The sequence below is a fragment of the Sphingopyxis sp. genome (assembly GCF_965279725.1).
Taxonomy (GTDB): Bacteria; Pseudomonadota; Alphaproteobacteria; order Sphingomonadales; family Sphingomonadaceae; genus Sphingopyxis.
The window spans coordinates 755086-782003 of record NZ_CBDIIL010000001.1 but is presented as its reverse complement, the minus strand read 5'-3'; the positions used below and the strand labels follow the sequence as shown (position 1 = coordinate 782003).

Below are 26918 nucleotides of genomic sequence, written 5' to 3'. Positions count from 1 at the left end.
ATGGTGACTTACGACTAGTATTGCATATGCAAGCTATATTGTCGGCAACCGATATCACGGATGTCTTGCACGATAAGAAAGAGCGCAGTTGAGGGATTCCGACGACCATCGCCTGATCCAACCGCATAAGCTCCGTCAAATGCGGCTTCAGCCCCATTTGCTTGCCCTTGAGCCGCGCATGATGTTCGACGGCGCGGCCGTTGCGACGGCTGCCGACGCAGCGGCGCTCCCGGATCCCGTTGCGCCGGCGCATTTCGGCGATGACGCCTCCTCCGCGCGCGCGTCGCTGTTGCGAGAGGGGCCCGTTGCATTCGGGGGCGAACGCCAGGGCGACCGCGCGAACTTCGGCGACGCGCATGCGACGGACAACGCAGGGTGGGCGACGCCGCACGACCTATATGGCGACGGCGGCCCCGTAGAGGCGCCGACGGCGACAAACATCATCTTTATCGATACCGGCGTGGAGGGCTATGCTGAGCTCGCGCGCGAATGGGCGGAGCGCGGCGAAGTCGTTCTGATCGATGCGTCGCGCGACGGCGTCGATCAGATCATGACGGCGCTCGCCGGTCGGTCCGATATCAGTGCCATCCATATAGTCAGCCACGGCACCGCGAACAGCTTTACGTTGGGCACCACGGTAATCGACCGGACGGCGGTGACGGGCGAACTGGCGGGCGCTTTTGCCTCGATCGGGTCGAAGCTGACGGCTGACGGCGACATATTGATCTATGGCTGCGACACCAGCGCGGGCGAGCAGGGGCAGGAACTGGTCGATGCGATCGCCCGCGCTACGGGCGCCGATGTCGCGGCGTCGGACGACGACACGGGCGCGGCGGCAATGGGCGGCGACTGGGACCTGGAGACGCGGGCCGGACTGGTCGAAACGTCCGTGCTGGCGAGCGATCACTGGAATGGTTTGCTGACGCGGACCAACAGCGGCGCCTGGACGATCGGGACAGGCAGCGCGTCCACCGTCAGGGAAGGCATCACCACCACCATCACTTTCACTGGCGCGGGTACCAGCACCTTCGCTGGTCTGGCGAACGATACGTTCAACAACATCGCTGCGTTCGACAATAGCGCGCAGGGAACACCATCGCTGTCGGTGACATATAATTCGAACAACACCACCGATCTTGGAACGATTACGATTACCTTCAGTCAGGCGGTCGTGAATCCGGTGATCAATCTCGACCGGCTTGGCGGCGTCAGTGGTACAGCGAATAGTGCCTTGCTGACCTTGTTGACCTCGGGGGCGACGCTCACCAAATTGGCTGGGCCGGCGCATTTGGTGGTCGGCACCACGACTATCACGCGGCAGACCGGCGTGGTCACGACGGGTAGCGAATCAAGCCTGATCAGTACGGCGGGCACCGCGGCTGGCAGCGTTCAGGTCAATGGCACTTTCACGACCCTGACGTTTAGTGTCCGGATGAACCCGGCGGCCGCGGCCGGGGCCGGCGACGGGTTCGAGATCGGCGTCGCGATCGACGCACCGCCCGATGCGGTGAACGACAATCTGTCGACCAACGAAGATGTCGCGACCCTTACCGGCAATCTTTTCGCCAACAACGGCAACGGCGCCGACAGCGACCCGCGCGGCGATGCGTTTACCGTTTCAGCAGCGCAAAATTCGGTCGGCGGGGCAATCACCGTCGGCACCGCGACCGCGCTTCCTTCAGGCGCAACGTTGACCGTGCGCGCCGACGGGACGTTCAGCTATGCGTCCAACGGCATCTACAACAGTCTGAAACTGGGCGAGACGCGCACCGAAACCTTTTCCTACACCATTCGCGATGCCAATGGCGGCACCGACACCGCGACGGCCACGATCACGATCGTCGGCGTTAACGATGCGCCGGTGGCGGTAAACGATAGCGCGACGACTGCGGAAGACACGCCCGTCACCGTTGCGGTGCTGGCCAACGATACCGATGTCGATGGCGATCCGCTCAGTGTAACGGCGGCGAGCGCGGTGAACGGCACGGTCGTGCGCAACGCCGACGGCACGATCACCTATACGCCCAACGCCAATTTCAACGGCACCGACACGATCACCTATACGATCAGCGACGGCAAGGGCGGCACGTCGACGGCCACGGTGGCCGTCACGATTACGTCCGTCGACGATCCGCCGTTGAATACCGTTCCGGGTGCGCAGTCGGTTGCCGAGGACAATGCGCTCGTCTTTTCGACCGCCAATGGCAATGCCATCAGCATTTCCGACGCCGAGGGCGGCGTGCAGACAGTGACGCTGAACGTCACCAACGGCACTTTCTCGTTAAGCGGCGTAACCGGGCTGACCTTTACGCAAGGCGATGGCACCGCCGATGGCGTGATGACCTTTTCGGGCAGTGTCGCGGCGATCAACGCGGCCCTACAGGGCGCCCGCTATACGCCGACCGCCGATTACAACGGCCCCGCGCAGATCAGCATGCGGACGGTCACCAATCCGCAGCCAGCCGGGGCGTTCACCAACGGTGGTTTTGAAAATCCGGTTATTCCCGGTACGACCTTCCAGCTCGTCAACGAAACGACGGTGCCGGGCTGGGACACCGACGCCACCGACAATGTGATCGAAATCTGGAAATCGGGTTTCCAGGGTGTTGTGGCCTATGAAGGCAACCAGTTCGCCGAGATCAATGCCAATCAGGTCGCGGCGCTGTTTCAGAACTTCACGCCAACGGCAGGCAGCAATGTGTCGATCAGCTTCGCGCATCGGGGTCGCCTTGGCGTCGATGTCATGCGCGTGGTTGCAACCGATCTGGGTCTGGACGGCGTCGTTGGCGGCGGCGACGATACCGTTCTGATCAACGAGTTGTTTTCCGACGGCAATACGGCGTGGGGCGCCTATACGCGTCAGCTGACCGACAGTGCGACGGGCAATATCATCCGTTTCGAATATCGCGCGGTCAGCTCCGCCGGCGGCAGCCCTTCGGTCGGTAACTTTGTCGATGGCATCACGACGATCGAGGGCAAGGCCGACTTCGACACGATCAACATCACGGTCACGCCGGTGGCCGACATCGTCAACGACGCGGTGACGACGCCCGAAGACACGGCGATTACATACGACCCGTTGGCCAACGACAGTTTCGAAAATCCGGCGCGGACGATCACGGCGATCAACGGCAATGCGATCAGCGTTGGCAGCACCGTTGCGGTCGCCAATGGTACGCTGCGGCTGAACAGCGGTGGCACCTTCACCTTCACCCCCACCGCCAATTTCAACGGCACCACCAGCTTCACCTATACCGTGACGTCGAACGGCACGACCGAAACTGCGACCGATACCATTACGGTAACGCCGGTTAACGACGCGCCGACCGCGGTTGGCAGTCTGGCGCCGCGCAGCAATGTCGATGCTGCGGCGGTTTCGGTCGCCACCGCGGGCGGTTTCACCGACATCGATGGCGACACGCTAACCTATTCGGCGACGGGACTGCCGGCGGGGCTGACGATCAATGCCGCGACAGGTGTCATTTCGGGTACGATCGACCGGTCGGCCAGTCAGTCGGGCGGCGGCAGCTATGCCGTGGTGGTTACCGCGCGCGACGCCGCCGGACTGACCGCGACGCAAAGCTTCACTTGGACGGTGACCAACCCCGCGCCGACCGCGGCAAATGATAACGCCTCGACGAACGAAGACACGCCCGTCACGATTTCGGTGCTCGCTAACGACAATGACCCCGATGGCGATCCGCTGACCGTCAACGCCGCCAGCGCAGCAAATGGCACGGTCGTGCGCAACGCCAATGGCACAATCACCTATACGCCCAATGCCAATTTCAATGGCACCGACACGATCACCTATACGATCAGCGATGGCCAGGGCGGGACATCGACCGCGACCGTCACCGTTGTGGTGGCGGCCGTCAACGATGCCCCGGTGCCGGTCGGCACGCTGCCCAATCGCAGTAATGCCGATGCCGCCACGGGCGTTTCGGTTGCGACGGCGGGCGGCTTCACCGACGTCGACAACGCAAGCTTGACCTACAGCGTCACCGGCCTGCCTGCCGGCCTGTCGATCAACACCGCCACCGGCGTTATCAGCGGCACGATCGATCGCAGCGCCAGCCAGGTGAATGGCGGGGTTTATTCGATCGTCGTCACCGCGCGTGACGCCGGCGGGTTGAGCGCCACGCAAAGCTTTATCTGGACAGTGACCAATCCGGCGCCGGTTGCCGTGAACGATACCGTCAGCACCCCCGAAGACACACCGTTGATCATCAACGTTCTGGCCAACGACAGCGACCCCGACGGCGATCCGCTGATGGTGGTCGCGGCGGTGGCCTCGATCGGCCAGGTGACGGTCAACGCCAACAACACGATCACCTATGCGCCGCCCGCCAATTTCAACGGCAATGTGACGATCAATTATACGATCAGCGACGGGCAGGGCGGCACCGCCAACGCGCAGGTGACGATCATCGTGACCCCGGTGCAGGATCCCCCGATCGTCGTGACGCCGCTCGGCAACCGCAGCAATGTCGATGCCCAGGCGGGGATCAGCGTCGCGACGGCTGGAAGCTTCACCGACCCCGACGGCGATACGCTTAGCTATACCGCGACGGGTTTGCCGCCCGGGCTCAGCATCAATGCGACGACCGGGGTGATCAGCGGGACGATCGACCGGTCGGCCAGTCAGACGACTGGCGGGGTCTATGCGGTTCAGGTGACCGCCAGCGATCCCGGCGGGCGCAGCGTGTCGACCAGCTTTACATGGACGGTGACGAATCCCGCCCCCACCGCGGGCAACGACAGCGCCACGACGAATGAAGATACCCCGGCGACGATTGTGGTGCTCGCCAACGATAATGATCCCGACGGCGACCCGCTGACCGTCACGACCGCCAGCGCATTGAACGGGTCGGTGACGATCAACCCGAACGGCACGCTGAATTACGTTCCCAATGCCAATTTCAACGGCACCGATACGATCAGCTATACGATCAGCGACGGCCAAGGCGGCACCGCGACCGCGACGGTGACTGTTACCGTCAATTCGGTGAACGACGTGCCGATTGCGGGAACGCTGGGCAATCACAGCGACCTGGACAATGAGACCGTCAGTTTTTCGATCTCCGGCGCGTTCAGTGACCCCGACGGCGATACGCTGACCTATGGCGCCACCGGGCTTCCCGCCGGGATCAGCATCAATCCAGCGACGGGCGTCATTTCGGGCACGATCGACAACAGTGCCAGCCAGGTGAACGGCGGCGTTTACACGATCACTGTGACCGCCAACGACGGGCGCAGCGGGACGGTCAGTTCCACTTTCACGTGGACCATCGCCAATCCGGCGCCAACGGCGGCGAATGACAATGTCACGACCAACGAGGATGTCGCGGTGCGCATTCCCGTTCTGGCTAACGACGCCGATCCCGATGGCGACACGCTGACGGTCGTTTCGGCGACCGCCAGCGTCGGCAGCGTCTCGATCAATGCCGACGGGTCGCTGCAATATGTGCCGCCCGCCAATTTCAATGGCACGGCGACAATCAGCTATACGATCAGCGATGGCGAAGGCGGTCAGTCAACGGCGGTCGTGACCGTCACGGTGGCGCCAATCAACGACGCACCGGTCACGACCGGGTTGATGGGACAATCGAACGTCGATGGCGGCAATGTATCGGTGCCGACGGGGCAGGCCTTCTCGGATGTCGATGGCGACGTTCTGACTTTTGCCGCCACCGGATTGCCACCCGGCCTGTCGATCGATCCGGTAACCGGCTTGATCAGCGGCACGCTCTCACCCGACGCGTCCGACGCGGCGCCCTATACGGTCAGGATATTCGCGACCGACCCAAGCGGTGCGACGGTGTCCACGACGTTCCAGTGGAATGTCGCCAACGTCGGTCCCACCGCCGTCAACGACAGCGCGGCAACGCTCGAAGACACGCCTGTTACCGTCAATGTGCTGGCCAACGACGTCGATCCGGATGGCGATCCGCTGATAGTCACCGCGGCGAGTTCGACCAACGGTACGGTCGTTATCAACGCGGACAACACGCTGACCTTTACGCCCAACGCCAATTTCAACGGCACCGCGACGATCAGCTATACGGTTCGCGATTCCGACGGCGCGCTGGCTACCGCAACGGTGACCGTCACCGTTACCCCGGTTAACGACGCCCCGGTTGCGGGGGCGCCGCTGCCGGCGCGGGCCAATCTCGACGGCGATGCGCTCAACGTGCCGACCGCCGGCCGCTTCAGCGATGTCGATGGCGATACGCTGGCCTTTTCGGCGGTGGGACTGCCGCCGGGCCTGACGATCAATGCGGTCACCGGGGTGATCAGCGGGACCATCGACCGCAGCGCAAGCCAGACGGGCGGCGGCGTCTATAATGTGGTTGTCACCGCGCGCGACCCCAGCGGCGCGGCGGCGACCCAAAGCTTCAGCTGGACGATCGCCAACCCCGGGCCAACCGCGGATGGCGACAGCGCAACGACAGCAGAGGATGCGCCGGTCACGATCAACGTGCTGACCAACGATGTCGATCCCGATGGCGATCCCCTTACCGTCACGGCGGCCAGCGCCAACAACGGCACGGTCGTGCGCAACGCCGACGGCACGATTACCTATACGCCGAACGCCAATTTCAATGGTACCGACACGATCAACTATACGATCAGCGATGGCCAGGGCGGCACCGCGACCGCGACGGTCACCGTGACGGTCACGCCGGTCAACGATCCGCCGGTCGCCGCGAACGACGTCGCATCGACCAACGAAGACACGCCGGTGCGGATCGGCGTTCTCGGCAACGACACCGATCTCGACGGCGATCCGTTGGTCGTCTCCGCTGCCAGCGCGGCGAACGGCACGGTCGTGCGTAATGCCGACGGCACGATTACTTATACCCCGAACGCCAATTTCAACGGCACCGACACGATCACCTACACGATCAGCGACGGCAAGGGCGGCTTCTCGACCGCGACGGTCACCGTAACGGTCGCGCCCGTCAACGATCCGCCGGTGGCGGTCGATGATAGCGCGCGCACCAACGAGGATGTGCCTGTCACCATCGGCGTGCTGACGAACGACAGCGATGTCGATGGCGACCCGTTGACGATCACCGCCGCCAGCGCGGCGAACGGTACCGTCGTGCGCAACGCCAACGGCACGATCACCTATACGCCCAATGCCAATTTCAACGGCACCGACACGATCACTTATTCCATCAGCGACGGCAAGGGAGGCTTCGCGACCGCGACGGTTACCGTAACGGTCGATCCGGTCAACGACGGTCCGATCGCGACGCCGCCGCTCAATGGACAGGTCAGCGTCGACGGCGCGGCCACGTCGGTGACCACGGCAAATAATTTCGTCGATCCCGACGGCGATGCGCTGACGTACAGCGCGACGGGCCTGCCGCCCGGGCTGACCATCAATGCGACGACGGGCGTGATCAGCGGCACGATCGATCGGTCGGCCAGTCAGGCCAATGGTGGCACGTACAATGTCGTCGTGACCGCGACCGACCCGAGCGGCGCCAGCGCGACTTCGCCCTTTGCCTGGACGGTGACCAATCCGGCTCCGACGGCGGGCAACGATACGGCGACCACGCCCGAAGACACGCCGGTCACGATTTCCGTTCTTGCCAATGATGTCGATCCCGACGGCGATCCGCTGCGCGTGACGTCGGCGACGGCGGCCAACGGCACGGTGGTCGTCAACGCCAATGGGACGATCACCTATACGCCCAATGCCAATTTCAACGGCACGGACACGATTGCCTACGCGATCACCGACGACCAAGGCGGCACGTCCACTGCTATCGTGTCGATCACCGTCACTGCGGTGCAGGACGCGCCTATTGTCACCGTGCCGCTGAGCGACCGCAGCGGTCTCGATGCGCAGACGGGGGTCAACGTGCCGACCGCCGCGAGCTTTACCGACGCCGATGGCGATACGCTGACCTACAGCGCGGCGGGTCTGCCTGCCGGACTGACAATCGATCCGGTGACGGGCGTGATCAGCGGCACGATCGACCGCGGCGCCAGCCAAGTGGGCGGGGGTTCCTATTCGGTGCAGGTCACGGCGACCGATCCGGGTGGACGCAGCGCGACGGCCAGCTTTACCTGGACGATCGCCAATCCGGCGCCAACGGCGGTGAATGACACGGCGAATACGCCCGAGGACACGCCGGTCACGATCAGCCCGCTTGCCAACGATAACGACCCCGACGGCGACCCGCTGACCATCACGGCTGCCAGCGCCGCGAACGGTACGGTTGTGCGCAACGCCGATGGCACGATCACCTACACGCCGAACGCCAATTTCAACGGCACCGACACGATCACCTATACGATCAGCGACGGCAATGGCGGCACATCGACGGCGATCGTCGCGGTCACCGTGGCACCCGTCAACGACGCGCCGACCGCTGTCGGCACACTTCCGTCGCGAACCAATGCCGACGCGGCGCCCGTTTCGGTGCCGGTCGCGGGGGCGTTCAACGACATCGACAACAGCACGCTGACCTACAGCGCCACGGGCTTGCCGCCGGGCTTGACGATCAACGCAGCGACGGGCGTCGTCAGCGGCACGGTCAGCAATAGCGCCAGTCAGCAAAATGGCGGCGTTTATGCGGTGACGATCACGGCGACCGATGCCGGCGGACTCAGCGCCGTGCAAACCTTCAACTGGACCATCACCAATCCGGCCCCCGTCGCCCGTGACGATGCGGCGACCACCAACGAAGATGTGCCGGTCACGATAGCGGTGCTGACCAACGACAACGATCCGGACGGCGACGCACTGCGGGTGGTTTCAGCGACGGCGGCAAACGGTACGGTCGTCCGCAATGCCGACGGTACGATCACCTATACGCCCAACGCCAATTTCAACGGCACCGACACGATCACCTATACGATCAGCGACGATCAGGGCGGCATGTCTTCCGCGACGGTCATGGTTACGGTCGCTTCGGTCAATGACGGCCCGATCGCGACGCCGCCGCTGAACGGCCAGCTGAGTGCCGATGGCAATCTCACGTCGGTCGCCACCGCGCTCAATTTCCGCGACGCGGACGGCGACACGCTGACGTACAGCGCGACGGGGCTGCCTCCGGGTCTGACGATCAATCCGACGACCGGCGTGATTTCGGGTACCATCACAAGCAATGCCAGCCAGACCAACGGCGGCGTGTACAACGTCATAGTCACGGCGACCGATCCGTCCGGCGCGAGCGCGGGGTCGCCCTTCACCTGGACGGTGACCAACCCAGCGCCGACGGCGGCGAATGACACGGCATCGACCAACGAGGACGTGCCGGTCACCATAACGGTCCTCGCCAACGACAATGATCCGGACGGCGACAGCCTGACCGTGACGACGGCAACGGCAATCAATGGCACCGTCGTGATTAACGGCGATGGCACGATCACCTACACGCCCAGGGCCAATTTCAATGGCACCGATACCATCACCTACCGGATCAGCGACGGGCAAGGCGGGACGACGACGGCGTCGGTTACCGTGACGATTGCGCCGGTCAATGACGCACCGACGACCGACGGTGTCACCGATCTGTTCGACCTGGATTCCGATGTGGTTTCGATCCCGTTCGCGGCCGAATTCCAGGATGTCGACGGCGATGCGCTAACCTATGTCGCGACCGGGTTGCCGCCAGGTCTGACGATCGATCTGGCGACGGGTGTGGTCAGCGGCACCATCGATCCCGGCGCGTCGACGGGTGGCCCCGGCAACAGCGGCATCTATACGGTCACGATCACCGCGAGTGATGGAAATGGCGGCTCGGTGCCGACGACATTCACCTGGACCATTCGCAACGTCGGCCCCGTCGCGAACGACGACGTTGCGACCACGCCCGAAGACATGCCGGTCACGATCTCGGTTCTTGGCAATGATGTCGACGACGACGGCGACCCGCTGACCGTCACCGATGCAAGGGCCAGCAACGGGACCGTCTTGGTAAACGCCGACGGTACGATCACCTATACGCCGCCGCCAAACTTCAATGGCATGGCGACCATCACCTATACGATCGCTGATACCGACGGGGCATTCTCGACCGCCGTTGTCGTGGTGACCGTCACACCGGTCAATGACGCACCCGCCAGCAGTCCGCTGTCCGACCGGTCGTCGAACGATGGCGATACGATCCCGCCGGTGCCGGTGGCGGCGTTCTTGTCGGACATCGATGGCGACGCGCTGACCTACGGCGCGACCGGCCTGCCGCCGGGCCTCGTGATGGATCCGGCCACGGGCATTATTTCCGGTTCCATCACTGCCGATGCCAGCCAGACCAATGGCGGCGCCTATACCGTGATCGTGACGGCCACCGATCCGGGCGGTCTGACGACCAGTCAGATGTTTACCTGGACGATCGCCAACCCTGCACCGACGGCGACCAACGACACGGCGACGACCGTCGAGGATACGCCGGTCACGATCCCCGTGCTCGCCAACGACAACGATCCCGACAATGACCCGCTGACTGTGATCAGTGCCTCGGCGACGCGCGGGACGGTGGTGATCAACGGCGATGGAACGCTGACCTATACACCCGACCGCGATTTCAACGGCCCGGATATTATTACCTACACGATCAGCGACGGCAATGGCGGCACGTCGACCGCGACGGTCATAATGACGGTGACGCCGGGTAACGATGCGCCGACCACCGTCGGATTGCCTGACCGTTTCGACACCAATTCCGACCCGATCGATGTCACAATCGTGGGCGGATTCAATGATCTTGACGGCGATACGCTGACCTATACCGCGACCGGCCTTCCCGCCGGGCTGACCCTCGATCCGGTGACGGGCATGATTTCCGGCACGACCGCCCCGAACGGCTCGATCGGCGGACCCAATGGCGACGGCATTTATCCGGTTACCGTCACGGTCAGCGACGGCAATGGCGGCACAGTAACGACGACGTTCACCTGGACGATCACCAATCTTCCGCCGCGTGCCGCGGATGATAGCTATTCGACCAGCGAAGACGTCCCGATCACGCTCGACGTTCTGGTCAACGATGTCGATGCGTCGCCGCTGCAGATTGTCGCCGCTGACGCCACCAACGGCACTGCGATCATCAATCCGGACGGGACAATTTCGTTCACCCCTGACCGGGACTTCAACGGGATTGCGACGGTTACGTACACCGTCACCGACGGGCTTGGTGGCTTTTCGAGCGCCGTTGCGACGATTACCGTCGTTCCGGCGAACGATGCCCCCACCGCCATCACCTTGCCGTCGCAAAATAATCTCGATGCCGCTGCGGTGGATGTGGCGACGGCGGCCAGCTTCGCCGATATCGACGGCGATACGCTGACCTATGGCGCGACCGGACTGCCGGCGGGTCTCACGATCGACTCTGTCACGGGCCGGATCACCGGCACGATCGCCGCAGATGCAAGCCAGCTGAACGGCGGCATCTATGCGGTGACGGTGACAGCGACCGATCCGTCGGGCTTGTCCGCGAGCACAAGCTTTACCTGGACGGTCGGTAATCCGCCGCCGGTCGCCACCGATGATACAGCCTCGACCGCCGAGGATGTACCGGTTTCGATCGCCGTGTTGCCGAACGACGTCGATCCCGATGGCGATGCGCTGACGGTGGTAAGCGCGACGGCCGCCAACGGCAGCGTTGCGATCAATCCCGACGGGACGTTGACCTATACGCCGAACGCCAATTTCAACGGCACCGACACGATCACTTACTCGATCTCCGACGGCCAGGGCGGAACGTCGACTGCAACCGTTACGGTGACGGTCACGGCCGTTAATGATCCGCCGGCCGCGGCCAATGATACCGCATCGACGGCCGAGGACACGCCGGTCACGATCGGTGTGCTCGGCAATGACGTCGATGCCGATGGCGACCCGCTGACCGTCGTCACTGCAAGCGCGGCGAACGGGACCGTTCTGATCAATCCCGACGGCACGATCACCTATACGCCTAATGCCAATTTCAACGGCGCCGACACGATTACCTACACGATCAGCGACGGCAATGGCGGCACGTCAACCGCCACCGTCAATATGATCGTGACGTCGGCGAACGACCTTCCGGTTGCCGTCGATGACGGCGCAACGACGTCCGAGGACACGCCGGTTACCGTCAGCGTTCTGGGTAATGACAGCGATATCGACGGCGATTCGCTGACCGTCACCGTCGCCAGTTCGCCCAACGGAACCGTGACGATCAATCCCGACGGCACGATCGGCTTTGTGCCCAATCCCAATTTCAACGGTCCGGCGCTGATCACTTATACGATCAGCGACGGCAAGGGCGGCACCGCGACAGCGACGGTGACGGTGACCGTCACCCCGGCCAATGATCCGCCGGTGGCAACGAACGACATGGTTTCCACCGATGAGGATACACCGGTCACGATCCCGGTCCTTGCCAACGACGTCGACATCGACGGCGATCTGCTGGCGGTTGTCTCGGCCAGCGCCCCGAACGGCACCGTGACCATCAATCCCGACGGGACCATCCTTTACACGCCGAACCCCGACTTCAACGGCACCGACACGATCACTTATACGATTTCGGACGGTCAGGGCGGAACATCCACCGCAACCGTGACCGTGACCGTCGGTGCAGTCAACGACGCCCCGACCGCCGCGCCGGATACCGCGACGACGCGCGAAGACACCCCGGTTACTGTGCCGGTGCTGGCGAACGACAGCGATCCGGAGGGCAACCCGCTGACCGTGACCGGTGCAACCGCGGCCAATGGCACCGTGATCGTCAACGCTGACGGCACGATCACCTATACCCCGAACCCGAATTTTAACGGCACCGACACGATCACCTATACGATCAGCGACGGCAACGGGGGTACGGCCACCGCGACGCTCACGGTGACGGTCACGCAGGTCAATGATCCGCCCGTGGCGTCAAACGACACAGCCGCCACCGACGAGGACACCCCCGTCATCATCCCGGTGCTCGCCAATGATAGCGATCCAGAGGGCGACACGCTGACGGTCACGAACGCCAATGCGGCGAACGGCACGGTGACGATCAATCCCGATGGCACGATCGCTTATACGCCCAACGCCAATTTCAACGGCACCGACACGATCACCTATACGATCAGTGACGGGCAGGGCGGTTTCTCGACCGCGACGGTTACTGTCGTCGTCAGGCCGGTCAATGATGCGCCGGTCGCGATCGATGATGCGGCCACCACCGACGAAGATATGCCGGTCACCATCCGGGTGCTGGCCAACGACACCGATCCCGACGGCGATCCGCTGACGGTGGTCGCCGGCAGCGCGGCCAATGGCACCGTGACGATCAATGCCGACGGCACGATTACCTACACGCCCAACCGGAATTTCAACGGCAACGATACGATCACGTACACGATCAGCGACGGCAAGGGCGGTTTCTCGACCGCCACGATCGGGGTTACGATTACCGTCATCGCGTCAAATGATCCGCCCGATACGGTGGACGACATCGCAACGACCGATGAAGACACCCCGGTTACTGTGCCGGTGCTTGCCAACGACAGCGACCCAGAGGGCAACCCGCTGACCGTGACCGGCGCGACCGCGCCGAACGGCACCGTGGTCGTTAATTCCGACGGCACGATCACCTATACCCCGAACCCCAATTTCAACGGCACCGATACGGTCACTTATACCGTGAGCGACGGCCAGGGGGGGACGACCACCGGAACCCTCACGGTGACGGTCGCGCCGGTCAACGATCCGCCGGTCGACGCGCCAGAGACGGTGCGGACGATCGTCGACGTCCCCGTGACGGTGCCGGTGCTGGCCAATGCAACCGACATCGACGGCGATCCGCTCACAGTTATTTCGGCGACGCCGTCGATCGGCATGGCCGTCATCAATGCGGATGGCACGATCACTTATACCCCGCCGCTCGGTTTTCGCGGCGTGGCAACGGTCACCTATGTCGTGTCCGACGGAAAGGGCGGGACGGTCGTATCGAGCTTCACCGTATCGATCCTCGATGCCGGCATCGATCTGAACGCGCTGCTTGGAAATGACGGGCTGGGCCGCAACGAACCCACGTTCATCGACCGCGGCGCCGGGACCGGCGAGCGCCCCGTCACAGGACCACTTTATATCCTGGAGGCGGTGAACGACATCCGCTCGCTTAACGGCACTGCGGATCTGAACGTCGGCTTGCCAGTACTGACAGCGGTCAACGACGTCAGCTGGTTGAACGGGACGACGTCGTTCGACGCCGACGGGCACCCGATTTCCGACGTCGTCACGCATCTCGATCGCCTGCGCGAGCTGCGCACGCCGGGCGAAGATATGTGGGATAGTCGGTCGGGCGCCTTCGACATCGAAACCCTGACAGGCTTTTCGGCCCGGCAGCTGAGCGGCAGCGACGGCCAGATCATGATCGAGTCGGTTTCGCGCGGCCACGTCCTTTATATGGAAATGCGGGATATCGGCGACGAGAGCACGTCGCCAGTCGTCGAATTTCAGCTACGGATGCGCGACGGTCGTCCGCTGCCCGACTGGATCCGGATGGATGCGCGGGGGCTGGCGATCATCGAACGGCCGCTTGATGCGGACGAAATCCGGCTGATCGTCCGGGGACTGCGCGCCGATGGAACCGCCATCGAAATTCCGGTGATCGTGCAGGGCGCGACCGGCGAAATACAGCTCGATGCGAAAGTCGAGTCGGGCAACCGCATCAGCGACGCTGCGCCGCTGGGCCGGATGATCGCTGCACAACAATCGGCCGCAGGCGATGAAACCGCAAGACTGCTTGGGGCGTTCGACGGTCGGGCGTATGAGGATGGGTAAAATGGGGTATAAGCAACTTTTGGGGATTTCGGCGGCAGCGGCGCTGTCCGGCTGTGCGGTAAACCCCGAACCGCTGGCGCGGAGCGATATTGCTGCGACCGCCGACCGCAACTTCCAGGCCGTGGACGCCAATCAGGAACCGGTCGCCGGTCCGATTGACATGTATGAAGCCATGGCTCGCGCCCTGAAATATAATCTCGATTACAAAGTCGAGATGATGGAGGAAGCGCTAAAAGGGCGCGAACTCGACGTCGCGCGCTACGATATGCTGCCGCAGCTTGTGGCTAGCGGCGGCTATGCCAGCCGTAACAATTATTCGGGCGCCAGCTCGCTGTCGCTCCTCAGTGGCCGCCAATCGCTCGAGCCTTCGACCTCGGCAGAGAAGGATATTTTCTCTGCCGACCTGGGGCTCAGCTGGGATGTGCTCGATTTCGGTCTCTCATATGTCCGCGCCAAGCAAAAGGCGGACGAGTATCTGATTTCGCAGGAGCGCCGCCGGAAAGTTGCCAACCGGATCATCGAAGACGTCCGTACGTCCTATTGGCGCGCGGTCAGCGCCGAACGGCTGCTGACCAAGCTCAAGGAGCTCGAAGGGGCGGTCGGCACGACGCTGACCAATTCGGAGCGGTTGGCCGAACGCCGTCTGTCGGCGCCGCTGACCGCACTCACCTATCAACGCGAACTGATCGATATTCAGGCAAATATTCGTCAGCTCCAGCGCGAACTGGTGATCGCCAAAGCCCAGCTCGCTGCGCTGATGAATCTGAAGCCCGGCACCGAATTCGCCCTTGTCCTGCCCGACCGCGCCCAGGCGCTGCCGGCCATCGGCCTGTCGGGCGAGGAAATGATGTTGGCCGCGCTGCGCAACCGCGCCGAACTGCGCGAGGTAAGCTATCGCCAGCGCATCAACAGCAAGGAACTCGACGCAGCACTGCTCAGCGCGTTGCCGAACATCCGCGGCGTGATCGGGGTCAATTATGACTCAAACGATTTCCTGTACAACAATGACTGGCTGAACGTGGGGGCGCGGGCGAGCTGGAACGTGTTGAATCTGTTCAAATATCCGGCGCAGAAAAAGGCCGTCGCGGCGCAGGAAGAGCTTCTTCGGCAGCGCGAACTGGCGTTGACGATGGCCGTCATAACTCAGGTCAATGTTTCGCGCGCGCGCTTCGGTCATTTGAAGGACGAGCTTGATACAGCGAGCCATCAATATCGCGTTCAGGACAAGATCATGTATCAGGTCCGGGCTGGCCATCGAGCTGGCGCGATGAGTCAGCAAACCTTGCTGCGCGAAGAAATGAATACGCTGGTGAGCGAGGTGAAATACGACATCGCCTTTGCCGCCGCGCAAAATGCCTATGCCAATCTGTTCGGTTCGATGGGTATCGACGATTTTGGCCCGGACATCAGTGGCAAGGAGGACGTCGCCACGCTGGCGAATTCGCTCAAGCAGCTATGGGCAGCCCGCGAGACAGCGCTGAAGGTTGACTGAAACCATGAATGAACCGCTTGGCGAAGATGGACCGGAACAGGGCGGTCGCAACAAGCTTCTGATTGGCGGTGGAGTGGCGTTGCTCGTTGCGGTGGCGGTCGGCGTGTTTGCTGCTGGCGGGTCGGGTAGCGACCTTAAATGGTCGAAGGAGCAGAGTCCGGCGGTCGCCGCCGAGGTGGCGCCTACCAGGACCCAACCGCCCAAAGCGGCCAAGCTCGAGAGCGCCGTCCGTGGTATCGTGAAATCGAAACAGGAAGCAACGATCGCGTCGCGGATGACGGCCCGCATCGTCGCGATGCCTTATGGCGAAGGCGATTCCTTTCCGAAGGGCGCGCTGCTTGCGCGTTTCGACTGCTCGCAGATCCAGGCGCAACTGAATGCCGCGCACGCGGCGACCGCCGCCTATCGCAAGACCTATGAAACCAACGTCGAACTCGATCAATATGAGGCGGTCGGCAAGAATGAGGTCGCGGTGTCGCAGGCCAATCTGGGCAAAGCCGATGCCGAGGCTAAGGCGGTCGCTGCCCAGCTATCCGACTGCGCCGTCTATGCACCTTTTTCGGGCAAGGTGGTCGAAGAGATCGCCCACTCGCGCGAAGTGGCGGCGAGTGGGCAGCCGTTGCTCAAGATTCAAAGCGGCGGCAATCTCGAGATCGAATTGATCGTCCCCAGTCGCTGGTTGACGTGGCTGCGGCCCGGCGCGGCGTTCGGTTTCACGATCGACGAGACAGGCCAGGATATCCAAGGTGTCGTCACGCGTCTCGGCGCGTCGGTCGATGCCGTCAGCAAGACCATTCGCGTGACCGGGGACATCACGGAAACGACCGGGTTGGTGTTGCCGGGCATGAGCGGAACCGCGTCATTCCCCGACGCCGCCAAGGCGAATGCTGTGACGGTCCCGGCTGCGACGAGCAATGGCAAGTCATCCTGATCCGGTCCCGCCGCGGCCGGTGCCGCGGGTTGTATCGCCAGACCCGTCCGGTCTGGCGGCGCTTATGCAATATGAGGGCGAGGTGCGGCGCCGTGCGACAGTACCCGAACTTGTCTATCACATCGCCAATGAGACGCGCCGGATCGTCGATTATGATCAGATGTTCGTGCTCCGCCAATCGCGCATCGGAGCAGGTTTTCACGTTATCGCAGCGTCCAGTCTCGCGACAGTCGATCGCAATGCCCCGCTGATCCAGGCGATCGAAAAAGCGACAGCGGAACTGGCGCGGACCGAGGGACTGGATCGTCCGCACGACTTTTCGGCGGCCGCGCTCGTCGCCGATGCGGCGCTGGAGGAATATCCCTTCGGCCACTGGCGCTGGCAGCCGCTGCTGGACCGCGATGCGCAGCCTTTCGCCGGCCTTCTTGTCGCCCGCGCTGCGGTGATGCGCGAAACCGAGGCGTTCCGCCTTGATCGCGTTGCCGAAACCGTGGGGCACAGTTGGCTGGCGCTGACCGGCAACGCGCCCGTCCGCCGCGTCAAGGGGCTTGGTCCCAAAGAAAAGCGCGGGCTTGTGGTAGGGCTCGCTGTCATTGCCCTTTTTCCCGTGCAGTTGACGGCACTGGCGCCGGTCGAAGTCGTCGCTGCCCGCCCATTCGTGGTCGCCGCACCTTTTTCGGGCGTCATCGACAGGGTTATCGTGCCGCCGAACGGGGTGGTCAAAGCGGGCCAGCCCGTGCTGCGTTTCGACGACACCAAGCTGCGCAACGACCTCGATGTCGCGGCGGAAAAGCTTGAGGTGGCGCGTACGCGCGTGGAACGGTCGACCAACCTCGCCATCGGCGCGCGCGAGGAGGGGCGTGATATCACGCTGATGCACGCCGAGTATGAGCTGGCGCAGGCCGACCATGCCTATGCGCGCGATTTGCTGGCGCGCGCCGAGGTTACGGCGCCGAAGGCCGGCACGGCGCTTTACAGCGATCGCCGCGATTGGGAGGGCCGGGCGGTCAATGTCGGCGATCCGATCCTGCAGATCGTCGATCCGAACGATGTCGATTTCCGGATCGACCTGCCGACTCGCGAACAAATGTCGCTGCCGACAGGCGGCAAGGTCAAGGTCTGGCTCGATGCACAGCCGCTCTGGGCGATCGATGCTCGTCTCGAAACGGTGAGTTACCAGGCCCGGCCCACCGCCGAAGGGGTGCTGTCCTTTGCCGTGGTCGCGCATCCCTTGGGCGATGCACCGCGCGTGGGATCGCGCGGGACCGCGAAGATATATGGCAGCTGGGTTCCGCTTTTCTATTCGCTGCTGCGTCGGCCGATTTCCAGCCTGCGCCAATTCGTCGGGATATGACCGCCGCGGCGCAGCCTTTGGCGATGCCGCTGCTTCGGCAGGAGCTGCGGATCGAACCGGGCGCGCCGTTGGTGAACGGTGCGCCGAGCTGGACATTGTTCGATCCGGTGCGTCACGCTTTTTTTCAGCTTGGACGGATCGAGTTCACGATCTTTTCGCGTTGGGCCAATGGCCGGATGCACGAGGCGGCGCAGGGGTTGGTGGCCGAAGGACTGGAAGCCGATGAAGCCGATGCCGAAGTCACGCGGGTTGTCGAATTTTCGCTGGCAAATAATCTGACGATTGCCCCGCTGTCCGACAGCGTCGGCAGTTTCGAGCGCATCCGCAGCCAAAGCAGAAAAGCGTGGTGGCGCTGGCTTGTCGATCATTATCTGTTTTTCCGGATCCCCCTTGTCAAGCCGGCGGATTTCCTGGAGCGCACGTTGCCGCGGGTGGCGCCGCTATGGTCCCCGCGCGCCTTGGGCTTTTTCGTCGTGTTGGCGATCGTCGGCCTGTTCCTCGTCTCGCGTCAGTGGGACGCGTTCACGGCGTCTTTCCTCTATTTCTTCAGCTGGCAGGGATTGATTGCCTACGCCATTGGCCTTTCGGTCGTGAAGATCGCGCACGAACTGGGGCATGCCTATACCGCAACGCGTTTCGGTTGCCGCGTGCCGAGCATGGGCGCCAGCTTTTTGATCATGATGCCAGTGCTTTACACCGACACGACCGGGGCGTGGCGGTTGACGTCGCGGCGCAAGCGTCTGGCGATCGATTGCGCGGGGGTCAGCGCAGAATTGATGATCGCCAGCATTGCCACCTTGGCATGGGCGCTGTTGCCCGAAGGGATGCTTCGCAGCGTTGCCTTCATTCTGGCAACCACGAGCTGGGTGATGAGCCTGGCGATCAATCTCAATCCCTTCATGCGGTTCGACGGCTATTATCTGCTGTCCGACCTGCTGGGTGTGCCGAACCTTCAGCCGCGCGGTTTCGCGCTCGGGCGCTGGCGGCTGCGCGAATTGCTGTTCAGGCTGGGCGAACCACCGCCCGAGCTCCTGCCCCGGCGGATGGCGCGGATATTGGTCGTCTATGCATGGGCGACCTGGATTTATCGATTCATCCTGTTCCTTGGCATCGCGCTGCTGGTCTATCACCTGTTCTTCAAGCTGCTCGGGATCATTCTTTTCGTTGTGGAAATGGCGGTGTTTCTGGTGCGGCCGATATGGAGCGAGATCAACGAATGGCGATTGCGGCGCGGCCGCATCCTCGCCTCGCCCCGGGGGCGACTGTTGGTGTTCGGACTGGGCGGCCTCGTGCTGCTCGGCTTTCTGCCGCTCGACCGCCATGTCAGCGCACCTGCGGTGATGGGGCCGATCGCGGCGGTACCGATCGTGGCGGGCGATCCGGCCCGTGTCGAACGGGTTCTGGTGCGGAACGGTCAGCGCGTGGCCAAGGGCGCGCCGCTTATCGAACTTATCGCGCCCGATATTGACGTCGCCGCAGCGCAATCGCGTCTGCGTATCGCGGGTATCGAGGCACAGCTTGCGCGCGGTGCCGCCGATGCCGAGGATTTGTCGGAACGTGCAGTGCTGGAACGCGAACTGCTGGCGGAGGGCAACAAGCTTGCTGGCTTTGACCGGCGCAGCGCGCGCCTGGTCCTGCGCGCGCCGATCGCCGGGGTGGTGACCGATCTGGACACCCAAGCGCCGCGAGGTCGCTGGCTGGGCGGCGCCGAGGTTCTGGCACGGGTGGTGACGCCGAACGACTATGACGTGCAAAGCTTTGTTCGGGAGAGCGATATTTCGCGCATCGAGGACGGTGCACTCGCGCATTTCGTCCCCGATGATCCGGTGCTGGCGTCGCGCGTCGCTAAACTGATGGAAAAGTCGGCCAGCGCCGTTCAGCACATGGATCAACCCATCCTCGCTTCGACGCAAGGCGGCCCCATCGCGGTCAATGAGGATGCGGGAAAAACGCTGCGCCCCCGTGAGGCGTTGTACCGGCTTCGCTTTGTTGCGACCCCCGGGGCCGGTTCGCTGCGCCCGGTGCGCGGATCGATCAGCATCGATGCACAATCGCAAAGTCTGTTTGGGCAGATGCTGGGCTCGCTGGTGCGGACCATTCGCGCCGAGGCGTCGATGACGAGCGGCTGACGCAACTCTGCGCGGTGCGCGGCCTACCTGACAGCGTCGCCGATGCGTTGGCGGCGATCGCGGGCGCCAGCACGATCTCCCGGCTCGCCGTCCGATGCCCGCCCCTTCGCGAAAATCGAACGCGAGCGAGTCGAGGCCATCGCATGACTGGCGAATGCGCCGTGAATATTCCCGGCCGCCATCCGGCGTCGCTGAAACCTCCAAGCGCAAGGTCACCAAGCTCACCGATAAGTTCCCAGGCTCTGACACCCATTTTGATGCTTCGAACGCCATGCGCTCACTCGCCGACACGGTCGTGGGACATACCGGCGATAAGCGCAGCGTGGTTCACGCCACCCTTTCAGCGTCGGGCTTTAGCGTTCTCGATTCCAGCCAAGTTCTAATATCGGTGGCCTCGGGTTCCCCGGAATGACGAAGTTTGAAAGCAAGAAACGGGGCGCGCCTGTTTGGGTGGGGTGGCATCGAAGGCGCATGACAAATATGATCGACACACATGGTCCCGCGCGCCTTGCCGCGTTGGATTGGGATATGATCGGCGCAGCGCTTGATCGCGAGGGATGGGCGGTGTTGCCGGGGTTGCTGAGCGAGGCGGAGTGCGACGAGACCGCGGCCGTCTATCCGCACGAGGCGCTGTTCCGCAACCATGTCCAAATGGCGCGGCACGGGTTCGGGCGCGGCGAATATCGCTATTTCGCTTATCCGCTGCCGCGGTTGGTCGCGGGGTTGCGCGGGGCGCTTTATCCGCGGCTGGCACTGGTCGCCAACCGCTGGCACGAGCGAATGGGGAGGACCGTGCGCTTTCCGGCCGATCATTCCGACTATCTGGCGGTGTGCCACGCTGCGGGACAGGTCAGGCCGACGCCGTTGCTGCTGCGATATGGGCCGGGCGATTATAATTGCCTGCACCGCGATCTGTACGGTGAGGAGGTGTTTCCCTTGCAGGTCGCGGTGCTGTTGTCGGCGCCGGGGGCGGATTTTGACGGCGGCGAATTTGTGCTGACCGAGCAGCGACCGCGGATGCAGTCGCGCGCCGCCGTCGTCCCGCTGGGCAAGGGCGATGCCGTGGTGTTCGCGGTCAACGAGCGGCCGGTGGCGGGCAGCCGCGGCGATTACCGGGTGGCGATGCGCCATGGGGTCAGCATGGTGCGGTCGGGACGCCGCCACACGCTAGGGGTGATCTTTCACGATGCCGGATAAAGCGGCGTAGCGGGTGGACATGGCCGCTGCGACGGTTAAGCCGGAACCATCTTTCCGCACCAGCGAGGACATCAGCGATGGATTTTTCCCGGCTTCAGGCGAGCAGCAAGATCGGCGACGCGTGGGTGTATCCGCAGCCGCCATGCCTGAATTTCGGCTGGCTGGAGGTCGGCCTTGACCCGGCGCACCGGATTTACTGGGAGGAATATGGCAATCCGGCGGGTGAGCCGGTGATGTTTCTGCATGGTGGTCCGGGCGGCGCGTGCGCGCCCGCGATGGCACGCTTTTTCGATCCCAAGCGCTATCGCGTCATCCTGTTCGATCAGCGCGGGTGCGGCAAGAGCGAACCCAATGTCGCATCGGCGGGGCCGGCGGTGGCGCTGAGCAAAAATACGACGGCGGATTTGATCGGCGACATCGAGAAATTGCGCGACCATCTGGGCATTGCGGGCGCCATGCATGTGTTTGGCGGCAGTTGGGGAAGCACGCTGGCGATGGCCTATGCGATCGCACACCCCGGGCATTGCGCCAGCCTGATTCTGCGCGGCATCTTCCTCGGCGCACCAGAGGATTTGGAGTATCTGTATCAGGGCAATGCCGCGACGTGGGAGGCGGATCCGTATGGCCTGACCGCGCCGGGGGCATATATCAAATATCCGGGCGAATGGGCGGCGTTGCTGGACATCCTGACCCCCGCCGAGCGCGGCGACGTCATGGCGTCGTACAAGGCGATTTTCGATATGGTGCCGACGAACGACGCGGAAAAAGAACGCCAACTCAAAGCAGCGGTGACCTGGTCGCTGTGGGAAGGGGTGATTTCGAACATGATCCCCGAGGCCGCCAACACCGGCAAGTTCGGCGAGGCCGATTTCGCTTTGTGTTTCGCCCAAATCGAGGCGCATTATTTCGCCAATGAACTGTTCATCGCGCCGGGGCATTTATTCGACAATATCGCCACGCTGGCGGCGATTCCCATCCATATCGTCCACGGCCGTTTCGACGAGGTTTGTCCGCTGACCCAAGCATCAAGGCTGGTCGCGGCGCTGCGCGCGGCCGGGGCCGAGCCGGTGAGTTATGTGGTGACCAACGCCGGACATAGCGCGATGGAGCGCGAAAATGCGCTGGCGCTGACCGCGGTGATGGACGGGCTTCCGGTGCCGACCGGGAGCTAGGGCGGCCAGCTCGATCGCAGCGCCGGTGGTTACGCCGCCTTGCCGTGCGCAACGTCCATGCTGACCGAACTGCCCGCATCGATTTCCGCCGCCTTGGCCTCGACCAGCTTGACGATGTGACCGATCATATCGGCGTCGGCGACATGATGGTCGGTGACCCCCGAAAGATAGACCATATGCTTGCCGTTGCCGCCGCCGGTGATGCCGATGTCGGTTTCGCGCGCTTCGCCGGGGCCGTTGACGACGCAGCCGAGGACCGAGAGCGACATCGGGGTCTTGATATGGCCGAGCGCTTCTTCGAGCGCCTGCACGGTGCGGATGACGTCGAAGCCCTGGCGCGCGCAACTGGGGCAGGAGACAACACGGACGCCGCGGGTGCGCAGGCCGAGCGATTTCAGGATTTCGTAGCCGACGCGCACTTCTTCCTCGGGTTCGGCCGACAGGCTGACGCGGATCGTGTCGCCGATGCCCGCCCACAGCAGATTGCCGATGCCCAGCGCCGATTTGACGGTCCCGCCGATCAGCCCGCCAGCTTCGGTGATACCGAGGTGGAGCGGACAGTCGACCGCGTCGGCGAGCTGCGCATAAGCGGCGACCGCGAGGAAGACGTCGCTCGCCTTCACCGCGACCTTATAGTCGTGGAAATCATGGTCCTGAAGCAGCTTGATATGATCGAGCGCGCTTTCGACCAGCGCCTCGGGGCAAGGTTCGCCATATTTTTCGAGCAGGTCTTTCTCGAGACTGCCCGCGTTGACCCCGATGCGGATCGCGCAGCCGTTCGCCTTGGCGGCGCGGACGACTTCGCCGACGCGTTCGCTGCTGCCGATATTGCCCGGGTTGATTCGCAGGCACGCAGCACCGGCGTCGGCGGCTTCCAAGGCGCGCTTGTAGTGGAAGTGAATGTCGGCGATCAGCGGCACGCGCGCGGCGCGGACGATCTTTCCCAATGCCGCGGTCGATTCGGTGTCGGGGCAGGATACGCGGATCAGGTCGGCGCCCGCTTCCTCGCAGCGGCGAATCTGGTCGATCGTCGCCACCGCGTCGCTGGTCAGCGTGTTGGTCATCGTCTGAACCGTAATCGGCGCGCCGCCGCCGACCGGGACGTTGCCGACCATGATCTGGCGGCTGGTACGCCGCGCAATGTCGCGCCAGGGGCGCAGGCCGGGGTTGTGATCGCTCATGGTTTCGGGCTCGATCGAGAGGGGGACAGCGCCGCTCTTTAGCGGTCCGGCGCGCGATTGGCAAAGCCAAGCATGGCTCGGGGAGATGTTGCGCGAAAGACACACTCCGGTGCTGAATCGGAGCTGCGCGCAATTTTTGTTTGTGCATTGCAGCAAAATCGGCAATTTCGAAGGTGTTCGTCGTCACAGGCCCGACAAAAGAGGCGTGGACACGCACGGCAGGCCGGGACGATCCGTTTTTTTCTCTAGGGGGATCACCCATGAAGTTTCTTACCAAAGCGTGTTTCGGCATGCTGCTCGCCGCGTCGGCCCTGTCGACGCCTGCCTTCGCTCAGGAAGAAGAAGCCAGCGGCCCGTTCTCGCTTTCGGGCGGCATTGCGGTTACGTCGGATTATCGTTTCCGCGGCATCTCGCTGTCGAACGAAAAGGTCGAAGTCCAGCCGACCCTGACGGTCAGCCATGAAAGCGGCTTCTATGTCGGAGCATGGGGTTCGGGCCTTCCCGACAGCCCGCTCTATGGCAAGTTCGAACTCGACCTTTATGGCGGCTTCAACACCGAAATCGCACCCGGCACGACGGTCGATATCGGCGCGACCTATTATGTCTATCCCGGCAATCAGGATTTCGCAGGCCCGAGCGACTATGTCGAAATCATCGGCAAGCTGTCGCACGACATCGGGCCCGTTTCGGCGACCGGTATGGTGGCTTATGCTCCCGATCAGAGCTCGCTCGGCGACGACGACAATATCTACCTGAACCTTGGCCTTGGCTATGGCATCCCCGAAACGCCGGTCACGCTGAACGCCGCCGTGGGCTACACCGATGGCTCGCTCGGCGCACTGGCGCCCGGCGGCAACTATATCGACTGGTTGGTCGGCGCTTCGTTCGCCGCTGGACCGGCGACGTTCACAGTTCAATATGTCGACACCGACATCAAGAAGTCGGGCATCAAGGCAATCGATACGCTTTACGATCCGCAGGTCGTCTTTACGCTGGGCTTCTCCTTCTGATTAGCTAGCGAGTCACGACCACGCGCTAAGGGGGCGGCTTCGGGGGAGGCCGCCCCCTTTTTCGTGCGCGTTGGGCGCCCGGCTCGAGTCAGCGCAACGCGCTTGACCGCAGCGGCGAACCGTGCAATTTCATCGACGAGTTGAAGCAGCAAGAGTATCCCCCATGACTCAGAGCGTTTCCGTCCCCCCCGTCACGAGCCCGGTGCCGCCCGCGCGCAGCGAGCGAAGTCCCGGCGTCAAGCTGGTCATCGCGGTGCTGATCGCGGTGGCATTGATGGTCCCCCTCCTCATGATTTACGGCCTGCTGTGGGATCGCCAGCAGCAGGCGCAAACCGCGCAGGCCTCGATCGGTCAAGGCTGGGGCGGCCAGCAAACGATCGCCGGGCCGGTAATCGTCATCCCCTATCGCGCCACCGAAACGAACACCGTCACCGAAAACGGCAAGGATGTGACGCGGACGGTCAACACGATCCGCAACCTCTATCTGTCGCCGCAGTCGAATCGGGCCGATGTCGTCATCAAGCCCGAGAAGCGGAAGAAAGCTATTTACGAGACCGTCGTTTATGAAAGCCAGATTTCGGGAACCGCCGATTTCGCACTGCCCGCCGACATCGCCCGCTTTGGTGTCGCGCGTGAGGCGCTGATGCTCGACCGCGCCGAAGTGCGGTTGGGGGTCAGCGACGCCCGCGGGCTAGTCGACGGCAATAGCGTCGCGGTCAACGGCATCCCGCTCGCGCTTCAGCCCGGCAAGGGGCTGCTCTCGACCGGCAATTCGGGTACTTTTGCCTTTGTCGACTGGACCGCAGCCGCGCCGCTGAAGGTCGATTACAAGATCGGCGTCCGCGGGCTGGGCGATTTCAAGCTGATCCCGCGCGGCGTCGATACCCGCTGGACGGTCAAGTCGAGCTGGCCGAACCCAAGCTTTGGCGGCGACTTCCTGCCCGCCAAGCGCGACGTCAAGACAAGCGGCTTTACCGCGACCTATGCAATTCCGAATCTGGCGTTGGGACAGGCGCAGGTTCTCACCGGCGACCTGTCGCCGCCGGTCACAACCAACTATTCGGGCAACGGCCCGCGCTATGCCGAGGCTGTCGATGTGACCACAGTGGCAAACGACGGCAGCAACATGGAATCGGGCGGCACCGCAAAAGCGGTAGCGATCAGCCTGATCGAACCTGTTGACCTCTACAGCCAGGTCGATCGCGCGATCAAATATGGCTTTCTGTTCATCGGCTTTACCTTCGTCGCCTTTCTGATGTTCGACATCATCGCGGGCGCGCGGGTGGCGCCGGCCGAATATCTGCTGACCGGGGTGGCGCTGGTGCTGTTCTTCGTGCTGTTGCTGGCCTTTGCCGAGGTGATCGGGTTCACCTTTGCTTATATGCTGGCGTCGGCGGCGATCATCGGATTGCTGGCCTTCTACAGCGCGGCGGTGCTGAAAAGCTGGAAACGCGCGCGGTTCCTTGCCGCGATGCTGGTCGGGCTGTATGCGCTGCTCTATGTGCTGCTGAACCTCGAGGCTTATTCTCTGCTCATCGGTTCGGTGCTGATGTTCTTCGCCCTTGCCGGGGTGATGTACATGACGCGCAGCATCGACTGGAGCGGGCTGGGCAAGAAGGATGAGGCTTTGCCAGCGGCCTGACCGTTCTTAATCGTCATTCCCGCGAAAG

The 26918-nt window shown here is 63.3% G+C and carries 11 protein-coding genes; 10 read left to right on the top strand and 1 reads right to left on the bottom strand.

Going from position 1 to position 26918, the window contains the following annotated elements:
• The first annotated feature begins 178 nt into the window (after nucleotides 1-178).
• The 8 genes from ACQY6T_RS03645 (at nucleotide 179) to pip (ending at nucleotide 23057) form a co-directional block, all read left to right on the top strand.
• Nucleotides 179-14782, top strand: a complete 14604-nt coding sequence (locus ACQY6T_RS03645) for an Ig-like domain-containing protein (RefSeq protein WP_428628510.1) — start codon at nucleotides 179-181, stop codon at nucleotides 14780-14782.
• Nucleotides 14775-16274: a TolC family protein gene (locus tag ACQY6T_RS03640; RefSeq protein WP_428628508.1), complete on the top strand. Its 1500-nt coding sequence runs from the start codon at nucleotides 14775-14777 to the stop codon at nucleotides 16272-16274. The genes ACQY6T_RS03645 and ACQY6T_RS03640 overlap by 8 nt, the downstream gene beginning before the upstream one ends.
• A 4-nt stretch (nucleotides 16275-16278) precedes the next feature.
• Nucleotides 16279-17205 (top strand): efflux RND transporter periplasmic adaptor subunit, encoded by a 927-nt coding sequence (locus ACQY6T_RS03635; RefSeq protein ID WP_428628506.1) that lies wholly within the window; start codon nucleotides 16279-16281, stop codon nucleotides 17203-17205.
• Between the two features lie 19 nt (nucleotides 17206-17224).
• A complete protein-coding gene (locus ACQY6T_RS03630; protein ID WP_428628504.1) occupies nucleotides 17225-18559 on the top strand; it encodes an efflux RND transporter periplasmic adaptor subunit in 1335 nt (444 codons plus the stop codon).
• Nucleotides 18556-20688, top strand: coding sequence for an HlyD family efflux transporter periplasmic adaptor subunit (locus tag ACQY6T_RS03625; protein ID WP_428628502.1), 2133 nt, complete (start codon nucleotides 18556-18558; stop codon nucleotides 20686-20688). The genes ACQY6T_RS03630 and ACQY6T_RS03625 overlap by 4 nt, the downstream gene beginning before the upstream one ends.
• Nucleotides 20689-20842: 154 nt before the next feature.
• Entirely contained in the window at nucleotides 20843-21100 is a 258-nt protein-coding gene (locus ACQY6T_RS03620) for a hypothetical protein (protein WP_428628500.1), read from the top strand.
• Nucleotides 21101-21159: 59 nt separating this feature from the next.
• Complete coding sequence (locus tag ACQY6T_RS03615; protein WP_428628498.1) at nucleotides 21160-21885, top strand: 2OG-Fe(II) oxygenase; 726 nt, start codon at nucleotides 21160-21162, stop codon at nucleotides 21883-21885.
• Between the two features lie 77 nt (nucleotides 21886-21962).
• Nucleotides 21963-23057, top strand: coding sequence for a prolyl aminopeptidase (gene pip / locus ACQY6T_RS03610; protein WP_428628495.1), 1095 nt, complete (start codon nucleotides 21963-21965; stop codon nucleotides 23055-23057).
• A gap of 29 nt (nucleotides 23058-23086) precedes the next feature.
• Here the strand turns inward: pip and ispG are convergent, their stop codons facing one another.
• Nucleotides 23087-24238: a flavodoxin-dependent (E)-4-hydroxy-3-methylbut-2-enyl-diphosphate synthase gene (gene ispG / locus ACQY6T_RS03605; RefSeq protein WP_428628493.1), complete on the bottom strand. Its 1152-nt coding sequence runs from the start codon at nucleotides 24236-24238 to the stop codon at nucleotides 23087-23089.
• Nucleotides 24239-24498: 260 nt separating this feature from the next.
• On the opposite strand from ispG, the gene ACQY6T_RS03600 reads away from it, so the two are divergent.
• Together ACQY6T_RS03600 and creD are read left to right on the top strand one after the other, a co-directional pair.
• Nucleotides 24499-25248 (top strand): TorF family putative porin, encoded by a 750-nt coding sequence (locus ACQY6T_RS03600; protein WP_428628490.1) that lies wholly within the window; start codon nucleotides 24499-24501, stop codon nucleotides 25246-25248.
• A gap of 163 nt (nucleotides 25249-25411) precedes the next feature.
• On the top strand, nucleotides 25412-26890 hold the full coding sequence (creD, locus tag ACQY6T_RS03595) for a cell envelope integrity protein CreD (protein WP_428628488.1): 1479 nt from the start codon (nucleotides 25412-25414) through the stop codon (nucleotides 26888-26890).
• Nucleotides 26891-26918: the final 28 nt, after the last annotated feature.

Coding starts and splice junctions, on each gene's coding strand:
- ACQY6T_RS03645 (WP_428628510.1), top strand. CDS start 179: ATGATGTTCGACGGCGCGGCCGTTGCGACGGCTGCCGACGCAGCGGCG.
- ACQY6T_RS03640 (WP_428628508.1), top strand. CDS start 14,775: ATGGGTAAAATGGGGTATAAGCAACTTTTGGGGATTTCGGCGGCAGCG.
- ACQY6T_RS03635 (WP_428628506.1), top strand. CDS start 16,279: ATGAATGAACCGCTTGGCGAAGATGGACCGGAACAGGGCGGTCGCAAC.
- ACQY6T_RS03625 (WP_428628502.1), top strand. CDS start 18,556: ATGACCGCCGCGGCGCAGCCTTTGGCGATGCCGCTGCTTCGGCAGGAG.
- ACQY6T_RS03620 (WP_428628500.1), top strand. CDS start 20,843: ATGCGCCGTGAATATTCCCGGCCGCCATCCGGCGTCGCTGAAACCTCC.
- ACQY6T_RS03615 (WP_428628498.1), top strand. CDS start 21,160: ATGACAAATATGATCGACACACATGGTCCCGCGCGCCTTGCCGCGTTG.
- pip (WP_428628495.1), top strand. CDS start 21,963: ATGGATTTTTCCCGGCTTCAGGCGAGCAGCAAGATCGGCGACGCGTGG.
- ispG (WP_428628493.1), bottom strand. CDS start 24,238: ATGAGCGATCACAACCCCGGCCTGCGCCCCTGGCGCGACATTGCGCGG.
- ACQY6T_RS03600 (WP_428628490.1), top strand. CDS start 24,499: ATGAAGTTTCTTACCAAAGCGTGTTTCGGCATGCTGCTCGCCGCGTCG.
- creD (WP_428628488.1), top strand. CDS start 25,412: ATGACTCAGAGCGTTTCCGTCCCCCCCGTCACGAGCCCGGTGCCGCCC.